Source organism: Pseudomonas sp. NFACC24-1, from assembly GCF_900115235.1.
Classification (GTDB): Bacteria; Pseudomonadota; Gammaproteobacteria; order Pseudomonadales; family Pseudomonadaceae; genus Aquipseudomonas; species Aquipseudomonas fluorescens_AA.
Genome location: NZ_FOVS01000027.1, coordinates 35536 through 50569, shown reverse-complemented (window position 1 = coordinate 50569; position 15034 = coordinate 35536). Strand labels below are relative to the sequence as shown.

The following is a 15034-nucleotide window of genomic DNA, read 5'->3' as shown; positions in this document are numbered from 1 at the left end:
GTCCAATGTGGGAGCGGGCTTGCTCGCGAATAGGGAGTGCCAGTTGACATCGATGTCGCCTGACACACCGCTTTCGCGAGCAAGCCCGCTCCCACATTTGTTATGAGGTGTTATTGAAAGCCGTTCTGCCGCCACGCCTCATAAACCGCCACCGCCACGGTATTGGACAGGTTCAGGCTGCGGCAGCCTTCGCGCATTGGCAGGCGCAGCCGCTGTTCGGCGGGCAGGGCGTCCAGTACGTCGGCCGGCAGGCCACGGCTTTCCGGGCCGAACAGGAATGCATCGCCGGCGACGAAGCTGGCGTCATGGAACGGCCGCGAACCCTTGGTGGTAAAGGCGAACAGGCGCGGATGCCCGAGGCTTTCCAGACAACTGGCGAGGTCGGCGTGACGCTGCAAGGTGGCATACTCGTGGTAGTCAAGGCCGGCGCGGCGCAGGCGCTTGTCGTCCATGTCGAAGCCCAGCGGTTCGATCAAATGCAGGTGGCAGCCGCTGTTGGCGCACAGCCTGATGACGTTGCCGGTATTCGGCGGAATTTCCGGTTGAAAAAGGATGACGTGAAACATGCACGGCTCCGCAGATAAAGATGAGCGGCATTCTACGCCGCAAACCGACCGACGTTCGAAGCTAATGCCTCGGGTGATGGGCTCTTTGGCGATCTTCGGCATGATGGTCGGGCTGATGATCGGGCGCCTGACCACGCCCGAGCCGAGCGCGTTGCAACAGATTGAGGTGACAGATGGAACGCTGGTGGCCTGGTTCAACAATGAACCCAAGCTCCATGGCGAAATTGTCGACGGCTCAGTGGCGCTGCTGTTCCAAGCAGAAGGCCAGCCGCAGAAGGGCCAGCTCAAGCTCAACGGCAAGGACGTGAACTGGCGGGTGCGTTTGAGTGACGAGGGGTTGTTGCTGACGCTGGTGGCGGCGCGTCCATTGCGCGGGGCGTGGACCGGCAGCGAGGTGGATGATCGCTGGCGGCTGGAGGTCCGTCTCCAGGAGCAATAAAAGAGGGAATCCCCGGCCTGCCTGTACCAAGGACCCCAAAACGGGAGGGCTCGCGCTAAGCGCATGGCCCTGGGTGTAAAGAAGGGAAACCTTGACCTGCCTGTATCAAGGCCCCCAAAACAGTGGGCTCGCTGAGCCCGGTATAAAATGGGGATTCCCCGGCCTGCCTGTACCAAGGTCCCCGAAACTGGGTAGTGATCTAGCTATTGCAGGGGGCGTGCCAGTTTTAAATTATTTGTCACAAAAACGCTTTCTGTGACGCAAAAGCCCCGTATTTCGGGGCTTTTGCTTTATACAGGCTGGATTTTCGGGTTGGATCGAGGGGTTCAGGTTCGCCAGATGTGCGCACTTGCGGTTCACGGTGCATTGGCGCGGTGCACATGTACCGGGTTCCGGCCAGGGTGCCCCTATTGCGGTCGACGCAGTTTTATTGTGGGAGCGGGCTTGCTCGCGAAGGCGGCGTGTCAGTTCACATCAAAGTCAACTGATACACCGCCTTCGCGAGCAAGCCCGCTCCCACAGTTACGCGCCAAGACCAAGCCATGTGTTCAGCGAAGAACTAAGGCCTTTCAGCCCTCATCCCCGTCATCATCATCCCCACCATCGACCTTCATCCCCAATTCCTTGATCTTGCGGGTCAAGGTATTGCGGCCCCAGCCCAGCAGGACAGCAGCGTCGCGGCGGCGACCGGCGGTGTGCTTGAGGGCGGTTTCGATCATGATCCGCTCGAAGGCCGGTACCGCGCTGTCCAACAGGCTCGACTGACCGCGGGCCAGGGCCTGGTCGGCCCACTGGCGCAGGGCTTGCTCCCAGTTGGTCACGGGGGCCGAATCCTGGGGCAGGCTCAGCAGTTCCGGCGGCAGGTCGCTGATGTGCACTTCGCGACCCGAAGCCATCACTGTGATCCAGCGGCAGGTGTTCTCCAACTGGCGCACGTTGCCTGGCCACGGCAGGTTCTTGAGGTATTCCTCGGTTTCGCTCTTGAGCAGCTTGGGCTCGACCGCCAGTTCCTGGGCCGCGCGGCTGAGGAAGTGCCGGGCCAGGGTCGGGATGTCTTCGCGACGATCCGCCAGGCGCGGAATATGAATACGGATGACGTTCAGGCGGTGGAACAAGTCCTCACGGAATTTGCCGGCGTGAACCAGGGTTTCTAGGTTCTGGTGGGTCGCGGCGATGATGCGCACGTCCACCTTGACCGGTGTATGGCCGCCGACCCGATAGAACTCACCATCGGCCAGCACGCGCAGCAAGCGGGTCTGGGTGTCGGCCGGCATGTCGCCGATTTCATCGAGGAACAACGTGCCGCCGTCGGCTTGCTCGAAGCGCCCGCGCCGCAGGTTGGCCGCGCCGGTGAAGGCGCCTTTTTCGTGGCCGAATAGCTCGGACTCCATCAAGTCCTTGGGAATCGCCGCCATGTTCAGCGCGATGAACGGCGACGCCGCCCGTGGGCTGTGGCGGTGCAGGGCGTGGGCCACCAGTTCCTTGCCGGTGCCCGACTCGCCGTTGATCAGCACAGTGATGTTGGAGTGGCTCAAGCGCCCGATGGCGCGAAACACTTCCTGCATCGCCGGCGCTTCGCCGATGATTTCCGGGGTGCGGGCCAGGGCCGGCACCTCTTCCATGCCTTGTTGTTCCTGGGCGTGCTGGTTGGCGCGCTTGACCAGCGATACGGCTTCGTCGACGTCAAATGGCTTGGGCAGGTATTCAAAAGCGCCGCCCTGATAGGACGCCACGGCGCTGTCCAGGTCGGAATGGGCGGTCATGATGATCACCGGCAGCCGCGGATGCTGCTCGCGAATCCGCGCCAACAGGTCCAGGCCGCTGGCCCCGGGCATGCGGATGTCGGAGATGATGACGTCCGGTTGCTGACGCGCCAGGCGACTCATCACCCCATCGGCGCTGTCGAAGCTCTGGGTGGTCATGCCTTCCTGTTGCAAGGCTTTTTCCAGGACCCAACGGATAGAACGGTCGTCATCGACGATCCACACGGTTTCACTACGGCTCATGTCGATGTGGCTCCTTGTTCCAGTGGCAGGAAGATCGAGAAAGTGGTGTGGCCGGGGTGGCTCTCACATTCGATCAAGCCCTGATGCTGACTGATGATGTTCTGGGTAATGGCCAGGCCCAGCCCGGTACCGTCCGGACGGCCGCTGACCATGGGAAAAAAGATGGTTTCCTGCAGTTCGGCAGGGATGCCTGGACCGTTGTCGATGATTTCGATCTTGGTCACCAGGCGATGGCGCACGTGGCCGATGGTGAACTGGCGCATGGCACGGGTGCGCAGGCTGATGCGACCCAGGCGCAGTTCATTCTGGCTGCTGATGGCCTGCATCGCGTTGCGCACGATGTTCAGTACCGCCTGGATCATCTGCTCGCGGTCGATCAGGACGTCGGGAATGCTCGGGTCATAGTCGCGCACCAAAGTGATGCAACCCTGGCTTTCCGCTTCCACCAGGCTGCTGACGCGCTCCAGCACTTCATGGACGTTGCACATCGCCAGGGACGGCAGTTTGTTCGAGCCGAGCATGCGGTCCACCAGGTTCCGCAGGCGGTCGGCTTCCTCGATGATGACGTTGGTGTAGTCCTTGAGGCTTTCTTCCGGCAGTTCCCGGGCAAGCAACTGTGCCGCGCCACGTATTCCGCCGAGAGGGTTCTTGATCTCGTGGGCCAGGCCGCGTACCAGCATCTTGCTGGTTTCCTGCTTGGATAGCTGGGCCTCTTCCTTGGTGATGCGCAGCAGCCGATCACGGGGATGGACCTCCAGCAGCAACAGGGTCGCGCCGTTGTTCAGGATCGGCGTGACCGCGTAATCCACGGTCAGGGTCTGGCCGGTCAGGGCGGTGAGCATCGCCTCGCGCTTGGTGAACGGGTGCGCCTGCTCCACCGCTTGGCGCAGGGAATTGAGCGCTTCGGTGGATTCGGTGAACAACTCGCTGATGAACTGCCCGTGGCTGCGCTGGCCGCTGACGGCCAGGAGCATCTCCGCCGCCGGGTTCATGTACTCGAGGCGCAGTTCGGCGTCGAGCAGGATGGTCGCGGTGGTGAGGTTGTCGAGCAGCAAGCGGTGTAGTGCGTCGCTAATGGTCATCAGGACCTCTTTTGGAGCGTAGCAACTCGGGAACGGTCCCAAATTGCGCGCGCGATTAATGCGCTGTCACAAGGAAAATGCAAAAACCAAACCAAGGCTCCGAAAAGAAGCGTTTAGAGCCTCAAAAGGGTGTTTTTCGGTCGCTTGCGTGGCGTTCTGCCAGCTTTTACGGGTACTTTCGAACCAAAATGGGTTTTTGGACTGAGTAGCGTGCAAGCTATTGCACCAATATAGTGCGATAGCCTGGGCGGTGTTAAAAAAACGGCAAGATGCTGCTTTTTTCTTCTTCAGGTTTTTCGGCGAGGGGGCACTCGGGGCGTTGGCCGTAATCGGTCATGGCACAGGGCCTGATGCGGCGCTTCTGCGCCAGGGACATGCGCTGCATGTGGAAGGGCTGATTGGCGGTGCGTTCGACGATACGGTCCTGCTCGTCGAGGATTTCGACCGCCAGGTGATGGGTGCCTCGATCGATGTCGCTCAAGGCAAATACCGGGCTCGGCCCCGGCGCGCCCGTTGCTTTGCCGTCGAGCAACAGACGGTAGCGATGGCCTTTTTTCAGGCCCGGTTCGCTGGTGACACTGACGATCAATTCGCCTGCGGTGCTGCGTATCGTCGCGTCCGGCTCGGGAATCAACAGCCTGAGCATTTCGTAATGGAACAACGGTTCGGGCCGGGCTTCGGTCGTGGGCGCCGAGGTTGTACCCGTGGGCGGCGCCGGCATCCGGTTGCCGGGTGGCAGTTGGACTTTCTTTGCGTTGCCGGGGCGCGGCTGATCGGTGAACACCCGATTGCCCTGGGCATCGATGTAGGTGTAGACCTGCGCCACGCCGGGCATCGCCGCCAGTGCCAGGCCCAGCGCGAGCAGCCAGCGGATCATGGCTGGTGCACCCGTTGCACGGTGAAGGTGATGGTTTCGCTTTGCTGCACGAGGTTGTCGCCGTCGATGACTTGAACCGCCAGGCTGTGCTCGCCCCGATCGATGTTCACCAATTGCAGGCGCGGCACGTTGCTCGCTTGGCCGTAGGGCTGGCCGTCCAGCAGCAAACGGAACAGATGCGGGCTGCGCAGGCGCGGTTGAGCGTGTACGCCAACGGTGAAGGTGCCGTTGTTGGCGCGCAGGGCCTCGTCGGTGGGGATGTCGGTCAGTTCCAGGATTTCGTAGGCGTCGCGCGGCTTTTCGCTGTTGGCGGGAGGCGTCGGTGTGCCCGGGCTGGCCGGAGACTGGCGTTCGATGCTGTTGAGCGGCGGCAATTCCACCGTCTGGGCCGGGACGCCTTGGGGCGGCTGGTTGCTGTAGGCGGTATTGCCTTCGGCGTCGATGTACTTGTAGATCTGCGCGGCGGCGGGCAGTGCCAGCAGCGACAACAGGATGATTGAAAAACCGCGCCCCATAAAATCGACCGAAAACTGAAAGTGTTGAGTTGCAGCATAGGTCAGGGAGGGGCATTGGCCCAAGTTGTTGCACGCAACGCCTGTGGGAGCGGGCTTGCTCGCGAAAGCGGTGTGTCAGCCGGCATAAATATTGGCTGACACGCCGTCTTCGCGAGCAAGCCCGCTCCCACAGGGGGAGGGGTGTTGTCTTAGGCTTTTGTGGAGATACACAGCTCTGCGGTTGCTCGGATCAGGGCGAGCCGGTGCACCGGGTGCTGCTTGTCGTGGTGGGTGGCACGGGCCAGCCATTGCGGGCACTGCGGATCGGTGCGGTAGGGGGCGAAGTCGGCCAGTTGTTGCAGCAGGCGCTTTTGCAGGCGGTCGAGCTGCGGGCGGATCTGCCCCACCAGGTCCGGGCGCGGGAGGTCCGGGGCCTTGCCGTCCAGGGCCCAGTCGGACAAGTTGATGTACTGCACCATTTTGTTGGCTTCTATCTGGGCGGCAAAAAACGCTTCCACGGTTTCGCTGCTCAGCTTGTAGGCCGGTGCCTGGGCGACGGCGGCGGCAATGACTTCACGCTCGCGCTGTCGGTCCTCTACGGGTTTGCCACTGTCCCATTTACTCAGCGCCACTTGATCGGCGATGGCCAGGCGTTCGCCAATGGCGTTAAGCAACGGGGTCAGGGCTTCTGGGGCGGGAGTCGAGGCGGCTCCGGCGGTGGAGGCCAGCAGCGCGGCAGACAGGGCAAGGCAGAGCTTGAAGCGCAAAGTCATGGGCAGTCTCGTCTTCTAGGGGGAGCGACGGGGCATCATGCACGTAACCGGCGCCCATAAAAAAGGCCTCCCGAAGGAGGCCTTTCTTTATTTCACGCCGTACGTGGCGGCGCTACCGGATCAGCAGCTGTAGTACAGCTCATATTCCAGTGGGTGTACGAAGGTGCGAACCTTGATTTCTTCTTCGCTTTTCAGCGCGATGTAAGCGTCGATGAAGTCATCGCTGAATACGCCGCCTTTGGTCAGGAACGCACGGCCCTTGTCCAGCTCTTCCAGGGCTTCTTTCAGGCTGCCACATACCTGTGGGATTTCCTTGGCCTCTTCAGGCGGCAGGTCATACAGGTTTTTGTCCGCGGCATCGCCAGGGTGGATCTTGTTCTGGATACCGTCCAGACCGGCCATCATCAGTGCAGCGAAGGCCAGGTACGGGTTGGCAGCCGGATCCGGGAAGCGTGCTTCGATACGGCGGGCTTTAGGGCTGTTCACGTAAGGAATACGGATCGAGGCGGAACGGTTGCGAGCCGAGTAGGCCAGCATGACCGGGGCTTCGAAGCCTGGTACCAGACGCTTGTAGGAGTTGGTCGACGGGTTGGTGAAGCCGTTCAGGGCCTTACCGTGCTTGATGATACCGCCGATGAAGTACAGGGCAGTGTCCGACAGACCAGCATAGCCTTCGCCTGCGAAGGTGTTCTTGCCGTCCTTGGAGATCGACATGTGAACGTGCATGCCCGAACCGTTGTCGCCGTACAGGGGCTTCGGCATGAAGGTCGCGGTGCGGCCGTAAGCGTCAGCAACGTTGTGTACGCAGTACTTCAGGGTCTGGACTTCGTCAGCCTTCTTGACCAGCGTGTTGAATTTCACGCCGATTTCGTTCTGGCCGGCAGTCGCCACTTCGTGGTGGTGAACTTCGACGGTCTGGCCCATCTCTTCCAGTGCGTTGCACATGGAGGTACGGATTTCGTGGTCGTGGTCGAACGGTGGAACCGGGAAGTAGCCGCCTTTGATGCCTGGACGGTGGCCTTTGTTGCCGCCTTCCACGTCCTGGTCGGACATCCACGAACCTTGTTCGGAGAAGATCTTGAACATGGAACCGGAGATATCGGACTTGAACTTGACCGAGTCGAAGATGAAGAACTCAGGCTCAGGGCCGAAGAAAGCGGTGTCGCCGATGCCGGTGGACTTCAGGTATTCCTCGGCGCGGTGGGCGATGGCGCGTGGGTCGCGGTCATAGCCTTGCATGGTCGAAGGTTCGATGATGTCGCAGACCAGGATCAGGGTCGGCTCTTCGGTGAACGGGTCCAGGACGGCGGTTTCGTCGTCCGGCATCAGGATCATGTCGGAGGCTTCGATGCCTTTCCAGCCAGAGATGGAGGAGCCGTCGAACATTTTCCCGATTTCAAAGAATTCGTCGTCCAGCGCATCACGGGCCGGCATGGTCACGTGATGTTGAGTACCTTTGGTGTCAGTGAAGCGCAGATCAATCCACTTGACGTCATGATCTTTGATGAGTTGAACCGACTTCGACATATGTCCTCCGGGTGGCTTCGGGCGGGTAGTGGAGTGCCCTTAGATATGGGTGATGCCGGCGCGAATACTCTGCCAAGGCAACCTGCCTCACAAGGGAGCAAATTGCATGCCAGTGCCCCAGCATGGGTTTTTTGCACCAAATCCACGCTTTTAAAGGCGTAAATCAAAGATTGTCAGACAATAACGCACTGCAATGTGGCGCCGTCAATCGATAATGACCTGTTTTGGTGCGCGCAAAACCATCTGCACATTAACTGGTTAAACCTTGAGCAATTTCCGCTATAATCCGCGCCCCCCTTTTTCGGCTGGCCGTTCGCGCGCTGTTTTCATGAAACTAATCGTAAAAGTCTTCCCCGAGATCACCATCAAGAGCCGCCCGGTACGGATGCGTTTCATCCGCCAGTTGGCCAAGAACATCCGTGCCGTGCTCCGAGACCTGGATCCGGCCGTGGTGGTGAATGGCGTGTGGGACAACCTCGAACTGGAAACCCGTGTCAGCGAACCCAAGCTGCTGAAGGAAATGACCGAGCGCCTGAGCTGCATGCCGGGCATCGCGCATTTTTTGCAAGTCGATGAATACCCGCTGGGGGATTTCGACGACATCCTCGCCAAGTGCATGCTTCATTATGGTGATGCACTGGCCGGCAAGATCTTTTCGGTGCGTTGCAAGCGCGCCGGCAAGCACCCGTTCAGTTCGATGGATGTGGAGAAGTTCGTCGGCAGCCAGTTGCGCCGGCAATGTGGCGCGGCCGGTATTTCGTTGAAAGACCCGGAAATCGAAGTGCGCATCGAAATTCGCGACCAGCGGCTGTTCGTGATCCACAGCCAGCACAACAGCATCGGCGGTTATCCGCTGGGTTCGCTGGAGCAGACCCTGGTGCTGATGTCCGGTGGCTTCGACTCCACGGTGGCCGCCTACCAGATCATGCGTCGCGGGTTGATGAGCCATTTCTGCTTCTTCAACCTCGGTGGGCGTGCCCATGAACTGGGCGTGATGGAGGTGGCGCACTTCATCTGGAAGAAGTACGGCAGCTCCCAACGCGTGTTATTTGTGAGTGTGCCGTTCGAGGAAGTCCTGGGCGAGATTCTCGGCAAAGTCGATAACAGTCATATGGGCGTCATTTTGAAGCGTATGATGTTGCGCGCCGCTTCACGAATTGCCGACCGCCTGCAAATCGATGCGCTGGTGACCGGCGAGGCGATCTCCCAGGTGTCGAGCCAGACGTTGCCGAACCTGTCGGTGATCGACTGCGTGACCGAGAAGCTGGTCTTGCGTCCACTGATCGCCAGCCACAAGCAGGACATCATCGACCAGGCCAACGAAATCGGCACCGCCGAGTTTGCCCGGCACATGCCGGAATACTGTGGCGTCATCTCGGTCAATCCGAAGACGGCGGCCAAGCGCGGGCGGGTGGAGCACGAAGAGAAAGAATTCGACATGGCGGTGCTCGAGCGAGCGCTCGAAAACGCCAGGCTGGTGCCGATCGATCGCGTCATCGACGAATTGGGCCAGGACATCAAGATTGAAGAAGTCGGCGAAGCGCTGGCCGGTCAGATCATCATCGACATCCGCCACCCGGATGACGCTGAAGACGACCCGCTGAGTGTCGCCGGCATCGAGGTAAAAACGATGCCGTTCTATGCCGTGAACGCGCGTTTCAAGGAACTGGACCCTACTCGCCAGTACCTGCTGTATTGCGACAAAGGCGTGATGAGTCGCCTGCATGCCCACCATTTGCTCAGTGAGGGGCATGCCAATGTGCGCGTTTATCGACCGAGCTAAGTGCCCGGGGCTGTTTGCCTGTGGCCTGCGTCACCGGCCCCCCGACGCCGCCGACAGGCTGTAACGGCTTTGTCGGACTCAACGTAAATCGCTGCCACGACCTGTCAGCACACCGAATCCTCTGATCGAGATACACAAGTGATCGAAAATCTACGCAACATCGCCATCATTGCTCACGTTGACCATGGTAAGACCACCCTGGTAGACAAACTCTTGCGTCAATCCGGCACCCTGGAGCGCAACGAGCTCAACGACGAGCGCGTGATGGACTCCAACGACCAGGAAAAAGAGCGCGGTATTACCATCCTGGCGAAAAACACCGCCATCAACTGGAACGGCTACCACATCAACATCGTGGACACCCCGGGCCACGCCGACTTCGGTGGTGAAGTAGAGCGCGTGATGTCGATGGTCGACTCCGTGCTGCTGCTGGTTGACGCTCAAGACGGCCCTATGCCGCAAACCCGTTTCGTGACCAAGAAGGCCTTCGAAGCCGGCCTGCGTCCGATCGTGGTCATCAACAAGGTCGACCGTCCAGGCGCGCGTCCGGACTGGGTTCTGGACCAGATCTTCGACCTGTTCGACAACCTGGGTGCCACCGAAGAACAGCTGGACTTCAAAGTCGTCTACGCCTCGGCCCTGAACGGCATTGCCGGTCTGGACCACACCGCCATGGCTGAAGACATGACCCCGCTGTACCAGTCGATCGTCGACGACGTACCGGCGCCGAAAGTCGACCGTGACGGTCCGTTCCAGATGCAGATCTCGGCACTGGACTACAACAGCTTCCTGGGTGTGATCGGCGTTGGTCGTATCGCCCGTGGTCGCATCAAGCCGAACACCCCGGTGGTTGCCATCGACGCCGACGGCAAGAAGCGTAACGGTCGTATCCTCAAGCTGATGGGGCACCACGGCCTGCACCGCATCGACGTCGAAGAAGCAGCGGCCGGCGACATCGTCTGCATCAGCGGCTTCGAGCAACTGTTCATCTCCGACACCCTGTGCGACCCACTGAACGTCGAAGCGATGAAGCCGTTGACCGTCGACGAGCCAACCGTTTCCATGACCTTCCAGGTCAACGACTCGCCATTCTGTGGTAAAGAAGGCAAGTTCGTGACCAGCCGTAACATCAAGGAACGCCTGGACAAAGAGCTGCTCTACAACGTTGCCCTGCGCGTTGAAGAAGGCGACTCAGCCGACAAGTTCAAGGTTTCCGGCCGTGGTGAGCTGCACCTCTCGGTACTGATCGAAACCATGCGTCGCGAAGGCTTCGAAATGGGCGTGGGTCGTCCTGAAGTGATCATCCGCATGGTTGATGGCGTCAAGCACGAACCGTACGAAAACGTGACCATCGACCTGCCGGAAGAATCCCAGGGCGCGATCATGGAGCAAATGGGCTTGCGTAAAGGCGACCTGACCAACATGGTTCCGGATGGCAAGGGCCGTGTGCGCCTTGAGTACAACATCCCGGCCCGTGGCCTGATCGGTTTCCGTAACGAGTTCCTGACCCTGACCTCCGGTGGCGGCATCCTGACCTCGATCTTCGATCGTTACGACGTGATGAAGTCCGGCGACATGTCCGGCCGTCAGAACGGCGTGCTGGTATCGGTTGCGACCGGCAAGGCCCTGACCTACTCGCTGGAAACCCTGCAAGCGCGCGGCAAGCTGTTCGTCGAGCACGGCCAGGATATCTACGAAGGTCAAATCGTCGGCCTGAACAGCCGCGACAACGACCTGGGCGTGAACCCGACCAAAGGCAAGAAGCTCGACAACATGCGTGCTTCGGGCAAGGACGAAACCATCGCCCTGGTTCCGCCGGTCAAGTTCACCCTGGAGCAAGCGCTGGAGTTCGTACAGGAAGACGAATTGTGCGAAGTGACGCCTAAGTCGATTCGCCTGCGTAAGAAAATCCTTGGCGAAAGCGAGCGTACCCGCGCTGCCAAGAAAAGCGGCAACTGAGTTTCGACTTAGTTAGCGGCTGAAAAAAAACGCCCCTGATTGTGAGATCAGGGGCGTTTTTTTATGCCTGGGATTTGTGCGGTGCTTGTCAGGGCCCCATCGCGAGCAAGCCCGCTCCCACAATGGATTTTCAGTGGACACAGACTTTGTGTCCGACATAGTTCCACTGTGGGAGCGGGCTTGCTCGCGAAGGCGATCGGCCAAACGCCGCAGAAACTAGCAGCCGATCAGAATTTGTCCAACGTCTGCGGATTCCGCTCGCGCTCCACTTCCTTGGGCTTGTAGGCACAATACCCCGGCCGTGGCCCAATCCGCGGATGGTTGCGACAGGTGTCCGGGCGCTTCTCGTAAATGGTGCACAACCGGCTCTTGCGGTCCAGATAAAGGCAATCGTTGTTGCTCATGCGCTGGAGCGTGAAGATTTCCGACTTCTGGTTGTAGCGCTCGACGATCCCTTCCTTTTGCAGGCGCTTGGCAATGTTCTTCGGCGGGTCGCCCAGTTCGAACTCATCGACGATGCCGATGCGGATCAGGTCCTTGATCTTGGCTTCCACTGGCAGTGTGCAGCAGCTCGACACGCAGGAACCGCACATCGGGGCGGAGTACTTGGCCCAGGTATCGAGTCGGTCGATCTCCGCGGCGGCGATCAGGTTGGGCTTCATCATCACGGTTTACCAGCATGCATCAGGGCGCGCGATCATACCGGGACTGGTGAAATTTTGAACGACCATCTGCCGGTTTTTTTTCATTCGGGACAAACCGCTCCCGGACCGGCACGGCCCCTGCATTCATTCGCTTATCCGGCAATTCTCTGACGACGATTCTCCGTCACAGGGAAAAACCACCGAACCAGAGCCTGTGCCGTCTGTCAGACCGACTAGGCTCAGACAATTCCATGCTCGTTCGAGGTCTCATCAATGACTCAAGAACCACTTGTTCGCGAAGCTGAAGTCGCTGCATTTCGCGACGCTGTGTTGACCAAGCTCACTTACGCCGTCGGCAAGGACCCGGATCATGCGTTTGATCACGATTGGTTCGAAGCCATTGCCCTGGCCGCCCGCGACCACATGGTCGAACACTGGATGGACCACACGCGGCAGATCTACCGCAAGGGCCAGAAGCGCGTCTATTACCTCTCCCTGGAATTCCTCATCGGCCGCTTGCTCTACGACAGCCTGAGCAACCTCGGCCTGCTGGACACTGCGCGCGAGGCCCTGACCGAGCTGGGCGTGGACCTGGAGCGCATCCGCCTGCTCGAACCCGATGCGGCGCTGGGCAACGGTGGCCTTGGTCGCTTGGCGGCGTGCTTCATGGAAAGCATGTCCACACTGGGCATCGCCGGCCATGGCTACGGCATTCGCTATGAGCACGGCTTGTTCCGCCAGGCGATCGTCGACGGCTGGCAGCAGGAGCAGACCGAGCATTGGCTGGACTTCGGCAACCCCTGGGAGTTCGAGCGGCCAGAGGTGGTCTACCCGATCGGCTTTGGAGGCAGCGTCGAGACCGTGACCGATGACGCCGGCAAGACCCGACAAGTCTGGTCCCCGGCTGAAACCGTGCGGGCCATCGCCTACGACACGCCGGTGGTGGGTTGGCGCGGTGCCAGCGTCAACACCCTGCGGTTGTGGCGCGCCCGGGCCATGGAAGACCTGCATCTGGAACGCTTCAATGCTGGTGACCACTTGGGCGCGGTGGCGGAAGTGGCCCGGGCCGAAAGTATTTCCCGTGTGCTCTATCCGGCCGACAGCACCGAAGCCGGCCAGGAACTGCGCCTGCGCCAGGAGTATTTCTTTGTCGCCGCTTCGTTGCAGGACTTGCTGCGCCGCCATCGCAACATGCACACCTCGGTGCTGACCCTGGGCGATCACGCGGCGATCCAGCTCAACGACACGCACCCGTCCATCGCCGTGGCCGAGCTGATGCGGCAACTGGTGGATGTCTATGACGTGGCCTGGGATGCGGCCTGGCAGATCACCCAGGACACGCTGTCCTACACCAACCACACACTGCTGCCCGAAGCCCTGGAGACCTGGCCGGTGGGGCTGATGGAGCGCATGTTGCCCCGGCACATGCAGATCATCTACCTGATCAACGCCCAGCACATCGATTCGCTGCGGGCCAAAGGCGTGCACGATTTCGACGTGCTGCGCTCGGTTTCGCTGATCGAAGAGGACAACGGCCGCCGGGTGCGCATGGGTAACCTGGCGTTCCTTGGTTCCCACAGCGTCAACGGCGTGTCCGGGTTGCACACCCAACTGATGCGCAGCACGGTGTTCTCCGAGCTGCACAAGCTCTATCCGGATCGGATCAACAACAAGACCAACGGCATCACCTTCCGCCGCTGGTTGTTTCAGGCCAACGCCGAATTGACCTCGATGATGGTCGACGCCCTCGGCCCGAGCGTGCTCGACAATCCCGAGGAGCGCCTGATCGAACTGGAACCGTTTGCCGACAAGCCGGCGTTTCGCAAGCAGTTCGCCGAGCAGCGCCTGCACAGCAAGAAAGCCCTGGCTTACCTGATCCACGAACGACTGGGCATTGCCGTGAACCCGGCGGCGATGTTCGACGTGCAGGTCAAGCGGATCCACGAATACAAGCGCCAGTTGCTCAACCTGATGCACACCGTGGCGTTGTACCAGGCGATTCGCGCCGAGCCGGAAGTGGACTGGGTGCCACGGGTGAAGATTTTCGCCGGCAAGGCCGCCGCCAGTTACCACCAGGCCAAGCTGATCATCAAGTTGACCAACGACATCGCCCGGGTGGTGAACAACGACCCGACCGTGCGTGGTTTGCTCAAAGTGGTGTTCCTGCCCAACTACAACGTCAGCCTGGCCGAAAGCATCATTCCGGCGGCGGACCTGTCTGAGCAGATTTCCACGGCCGGTTTCGAAGCGTCGGGCACCAGCAACATGAAGTTCGGCCTCAATGGCGCGCTGACCATCGGTACCATGGACGGCGCCAACGTGGAGATGCATGAGCGCGTCGGTGGCGAGCACATGTTCATTTTCGGCCTGACGGCTGAACAAGTGGAAGCGCGCAAGCAAAACGGTGAGTTCAGCGCTGCGCCGGACATCGCCGCCTCCCATCGCCTGAACGATGTATTGCAGGCGATTCGCGGCGGGGTGTTCTCGCCGGATGATCCGATGCGCTACGCCGGCCTTGTCGACTCGCTGGTGGACTACGACCGCTTCCTGGTCTGTGCCGATTTCGACTCGTACTGGAACGCCCAGGCCAAGGTCGAAGAGCGTTGGCACGACGACAAGCAGTGGTGGCGTTCGGCGGTGCTCAACACCGCGCGCATGGGCTGGTTCTCCTCGGACCGGACCATCCGTGAATACGCCACCGATATCTGGAAAGCCCTGGAGTAGCATTTGCTGCAAGAAATGTGAGCGAAGCCCAACGGCGGTTGGGCTTCGTCGATATACTAAGCGCCAGTTTCGCCGGGCGGTGTGGCCGGACTCAGCAATTGGCAGCGCCAACATTCCAATGTGGGAGCGAGCTTGCTCGCGATAGCGGTGTATCAGTCAA

12 protein-coding genes are annotated in these 15034 nt (G+C 60.4%); 4 read left to right on the top strand and 8 right to left on the bottom strand.

Going from position 1 to position 15034, the window contains the following annotated elements:
* Positions 1-110: 110 nt before the first annotated feature.
* Positions 111-566 (bottom strand): tRNA (uridine(34)/cytosine(34)/5-carboxymethylaminomethyluridine(34)-2'-O)-methyltransferase TrmL, encoded by a 456-nt coding sequence (gene trmL / locus BM317_RS22295; RefSeq protein WP_092173386.1) that lies wholly within the window; start codon positions 564-566, stop codon positions 111-113.
* On the opposite strand from trmL, the gene BM317_RS22290 reads away from it, so the two are divergent.
* Positions 565-1005, top strand: a complete 441-nt coding sequence (locus BM317_RS22290; RefSeq protein WP_092173389.1) for a hypothetical protein — start codon at positions 565-567, stop codon at positions 1003-1005. The genes trmL and BM317_RS22290 overlap by 2 nt on opposite strands.
* A gap of 569 nt (positions 1006-1574) precedes the next feature.
* Here the strand turns inward: BM317_RS22290 and ntrC are convergent.
* The 6 genes from ntrC to glnA form a co-directional block, all read right to left on the bottom strand.
* The gene (gene ntrC / locus BM317_RS22285; protein ID WP_060739603.1) at positions 1575-3011 is read right to left on the bottom strand and encodes a nitrogen regulation protein NR(I); all 1437 of its coding nucleotides are present in this window, start codon (positions 3009-3011) and stop codon (positions 1575-1577) included.
* Entirely contained in the window at positions 3008-4093 is a 1086-nt protein-coding gene (gene glnL, locus BM317_RS22280; protein WP_014336111.1) for a nitrogen regulation protein NR(II), read from the bottom strand. The genes ntrC and glnL overlap by 4 nt, the downstream gene beginning before the upstream one ends.
* Positions 4094-4346: 253 nt before the next feature.
* Positions 4347-4970 (bottom strand): DUF4124 domain-containing protein, encoded by a 624-nt coding sequence (locus BM317_RS22275; protein ID WP_092476267.1) that lies wholly within the window; start codon positions 4968-4970, stop codon positions 4347-4349.
* Positions 4967-5485: a DUF4124 domain-containing protein gene (locus BM317_RS22270; RefSeq protein WP_092476264.1), complete on the bottom strand. Its 519-nt coding sequence runs from the start codon at positions 5483-5485 to the stop codon at positions 4967-4969. The genes BM317_RS22275 and BM317_RS22270 overlap by 4 nt, the downstream gene beginning before the upstream one ends.
* A gap of 188 nt (positions 5486-5673) precedes the next feature.
* Positions 5674-6237, bottom strand: a complete 564-nt coding sequence (locus tag BM317_RS22265) for a chorismate mutase (protein WP_092173396.1) — start codon at positions 6235-6237, stop codon at positions 5674-5676.
* A gap of 120 nt (positions 6238-6357) precedes the next feature.
* Positions 6358-7764, bottom strand: coding sequence for a type I glutamate--ammonia ligase (gene glnA, locus BM317_RS22260; RefSeq protein WP_003196860.1), 1407 nt, complete (start codon positions 7762-7764; stop codon positions 6358-6360).
* A gap of 328 nt (positions 7765-8092) precedes the next feature.
* Between glnA and thiI the strand changes: the two genes are divergently transcribed.
* Together thiI and typA are read left to right on the top strand one after the other, a co-directional pair.
* Positions 8093-9547: a tRNA uracil 4-sulfurtransferase ThiI gene (gene thiI / locus BM317_RS22250; protein ID WP_092173398.1), complete on the top strand. Its 1455-nt coding sequence runs from the start codon at positions 8093-8095 to the stop codon at positions 9545-9547.
* A gap of 138 nt (positions 9548-9685) precedes the next feature.
* On the top strand, positions 9686-11506 hold the full coding sequence (typA, locus tag BM317_RS22245) for a translational GTPase TypA (RefSeq protein ID WP_003186725.1): 1821 nt from the start codon (positions 9686-9688) through the stop codon (positions 11504-11506).
* 227 nt (positions 11507-11733) lie between these two features.
* Here the strand turns inward: typA and BM317_RS22240 are convergent, their stop codons facing one another.
* Entirely contained in the window at positions 11734-12171 is a 438-nt protein-coding gene (locus tag BM317_RS22240; protein ID WP_092476261.1) for a YkgJ family cysteine cluster protein, read from the bottom strand.
* A 252-nt stretch (positions 12172-12423) separates the two neighbouring features.
* Between BM317_RS22240 and BM317_RS22235 the strand changes: the two genes are divergently transcribed.
* On the top strand, positions 12424-14874 hold the full coding sequence (locus BM317_RS22235; RefSeq protein ID WP_092476258.1) for a glycogen/starch/alpha-glucan phosphorylase: 2451 nt from the start codon (positions 12424-12426) through the stop codon (positions 14872-14874).
* The last annotated feature ends 160 nt before the right edge of the window (positions 14875-15034 follow it).

Excerpts from the sequence above, each read along its gene's own strand:
- trmL (WP_092173386.1), bottom strand. The coding sequence starts at position 566 with ATGTTTCACGTCATCCTTTTTCAACCGGAAATTCCGCCGAATACCGGC.
- BM317_RS22265 (WP_092173396.1), bottom strand. The coding sequence starts at position 6,237 with ATGACTTTGCGCTTCAAGCTCTGCCTTGCCCTGTCTGCCGCGCTGCTG.
- glnL (WP_014336111.1), bottom strand. The coding sequence starts at position 4,093 with ATGACCATTAGCGACGCACTACACCGCTTGCTGCTCGACAACCTCACC.
- thiI (WP_092173398.1), top strand. The coding sequence starts at position 8,093 with ATGAAACTAATCGTAAAAGTCTTCCCCGAGATCACCATCAAGAGCCGC.
- BM317_RS22270 (WP_092476264.1), bottom strand. The coding sequence starts at position 5,485 with ATGGGGCGCGGTTTTTCAATCATCCTGTTGTCGCTGCTGGCACTGCCC.
- ntrC (WP_060739603.1), bottom strand. The coding sequence starts at position 3,011 with ATGAGCCGTAGTGAAACCGTGTGGATCGTCGATGACGACCGTTCTATC.
- BM317_RS22275 (WP_092476267.1), bottom strand. The coding sequence starts at position 4,970 with ATGATCCGCTGGCTGCTCGCGCTGGGCCTGGCACTGGCGGCGATGCCC.
- glnA (WP_003196860.1), bottom strand. The coding sequence starts at position 7,764 with ATGTCGAAGTCGGTTCAACTCATCAAAGATCATGACGTCAAGTGGATT.
- BM317_RS22240 (WP_092476261.1), bottom strand. The coding sequence starts at position 12,171 with ATGATGAAGCCCAACCTGATCGCCGCCGCGGAGATCGACCGACTCGAT.
- BM317_RS22290 (WP_092173389.1), top strand. The coding sequence starts at position 565 with ATGCACGGCTCCGCAGATAAAGATGAGCGGCATTCTACGCCGCAAACC.
- BM317_RS22235 (WP_092476258.1), top strand. The coding sequence starts at position 12,424 with ATGACTCAAGAACCACTTGTTCGCGAAGCTGAAGTCGCTGCATTTCGC.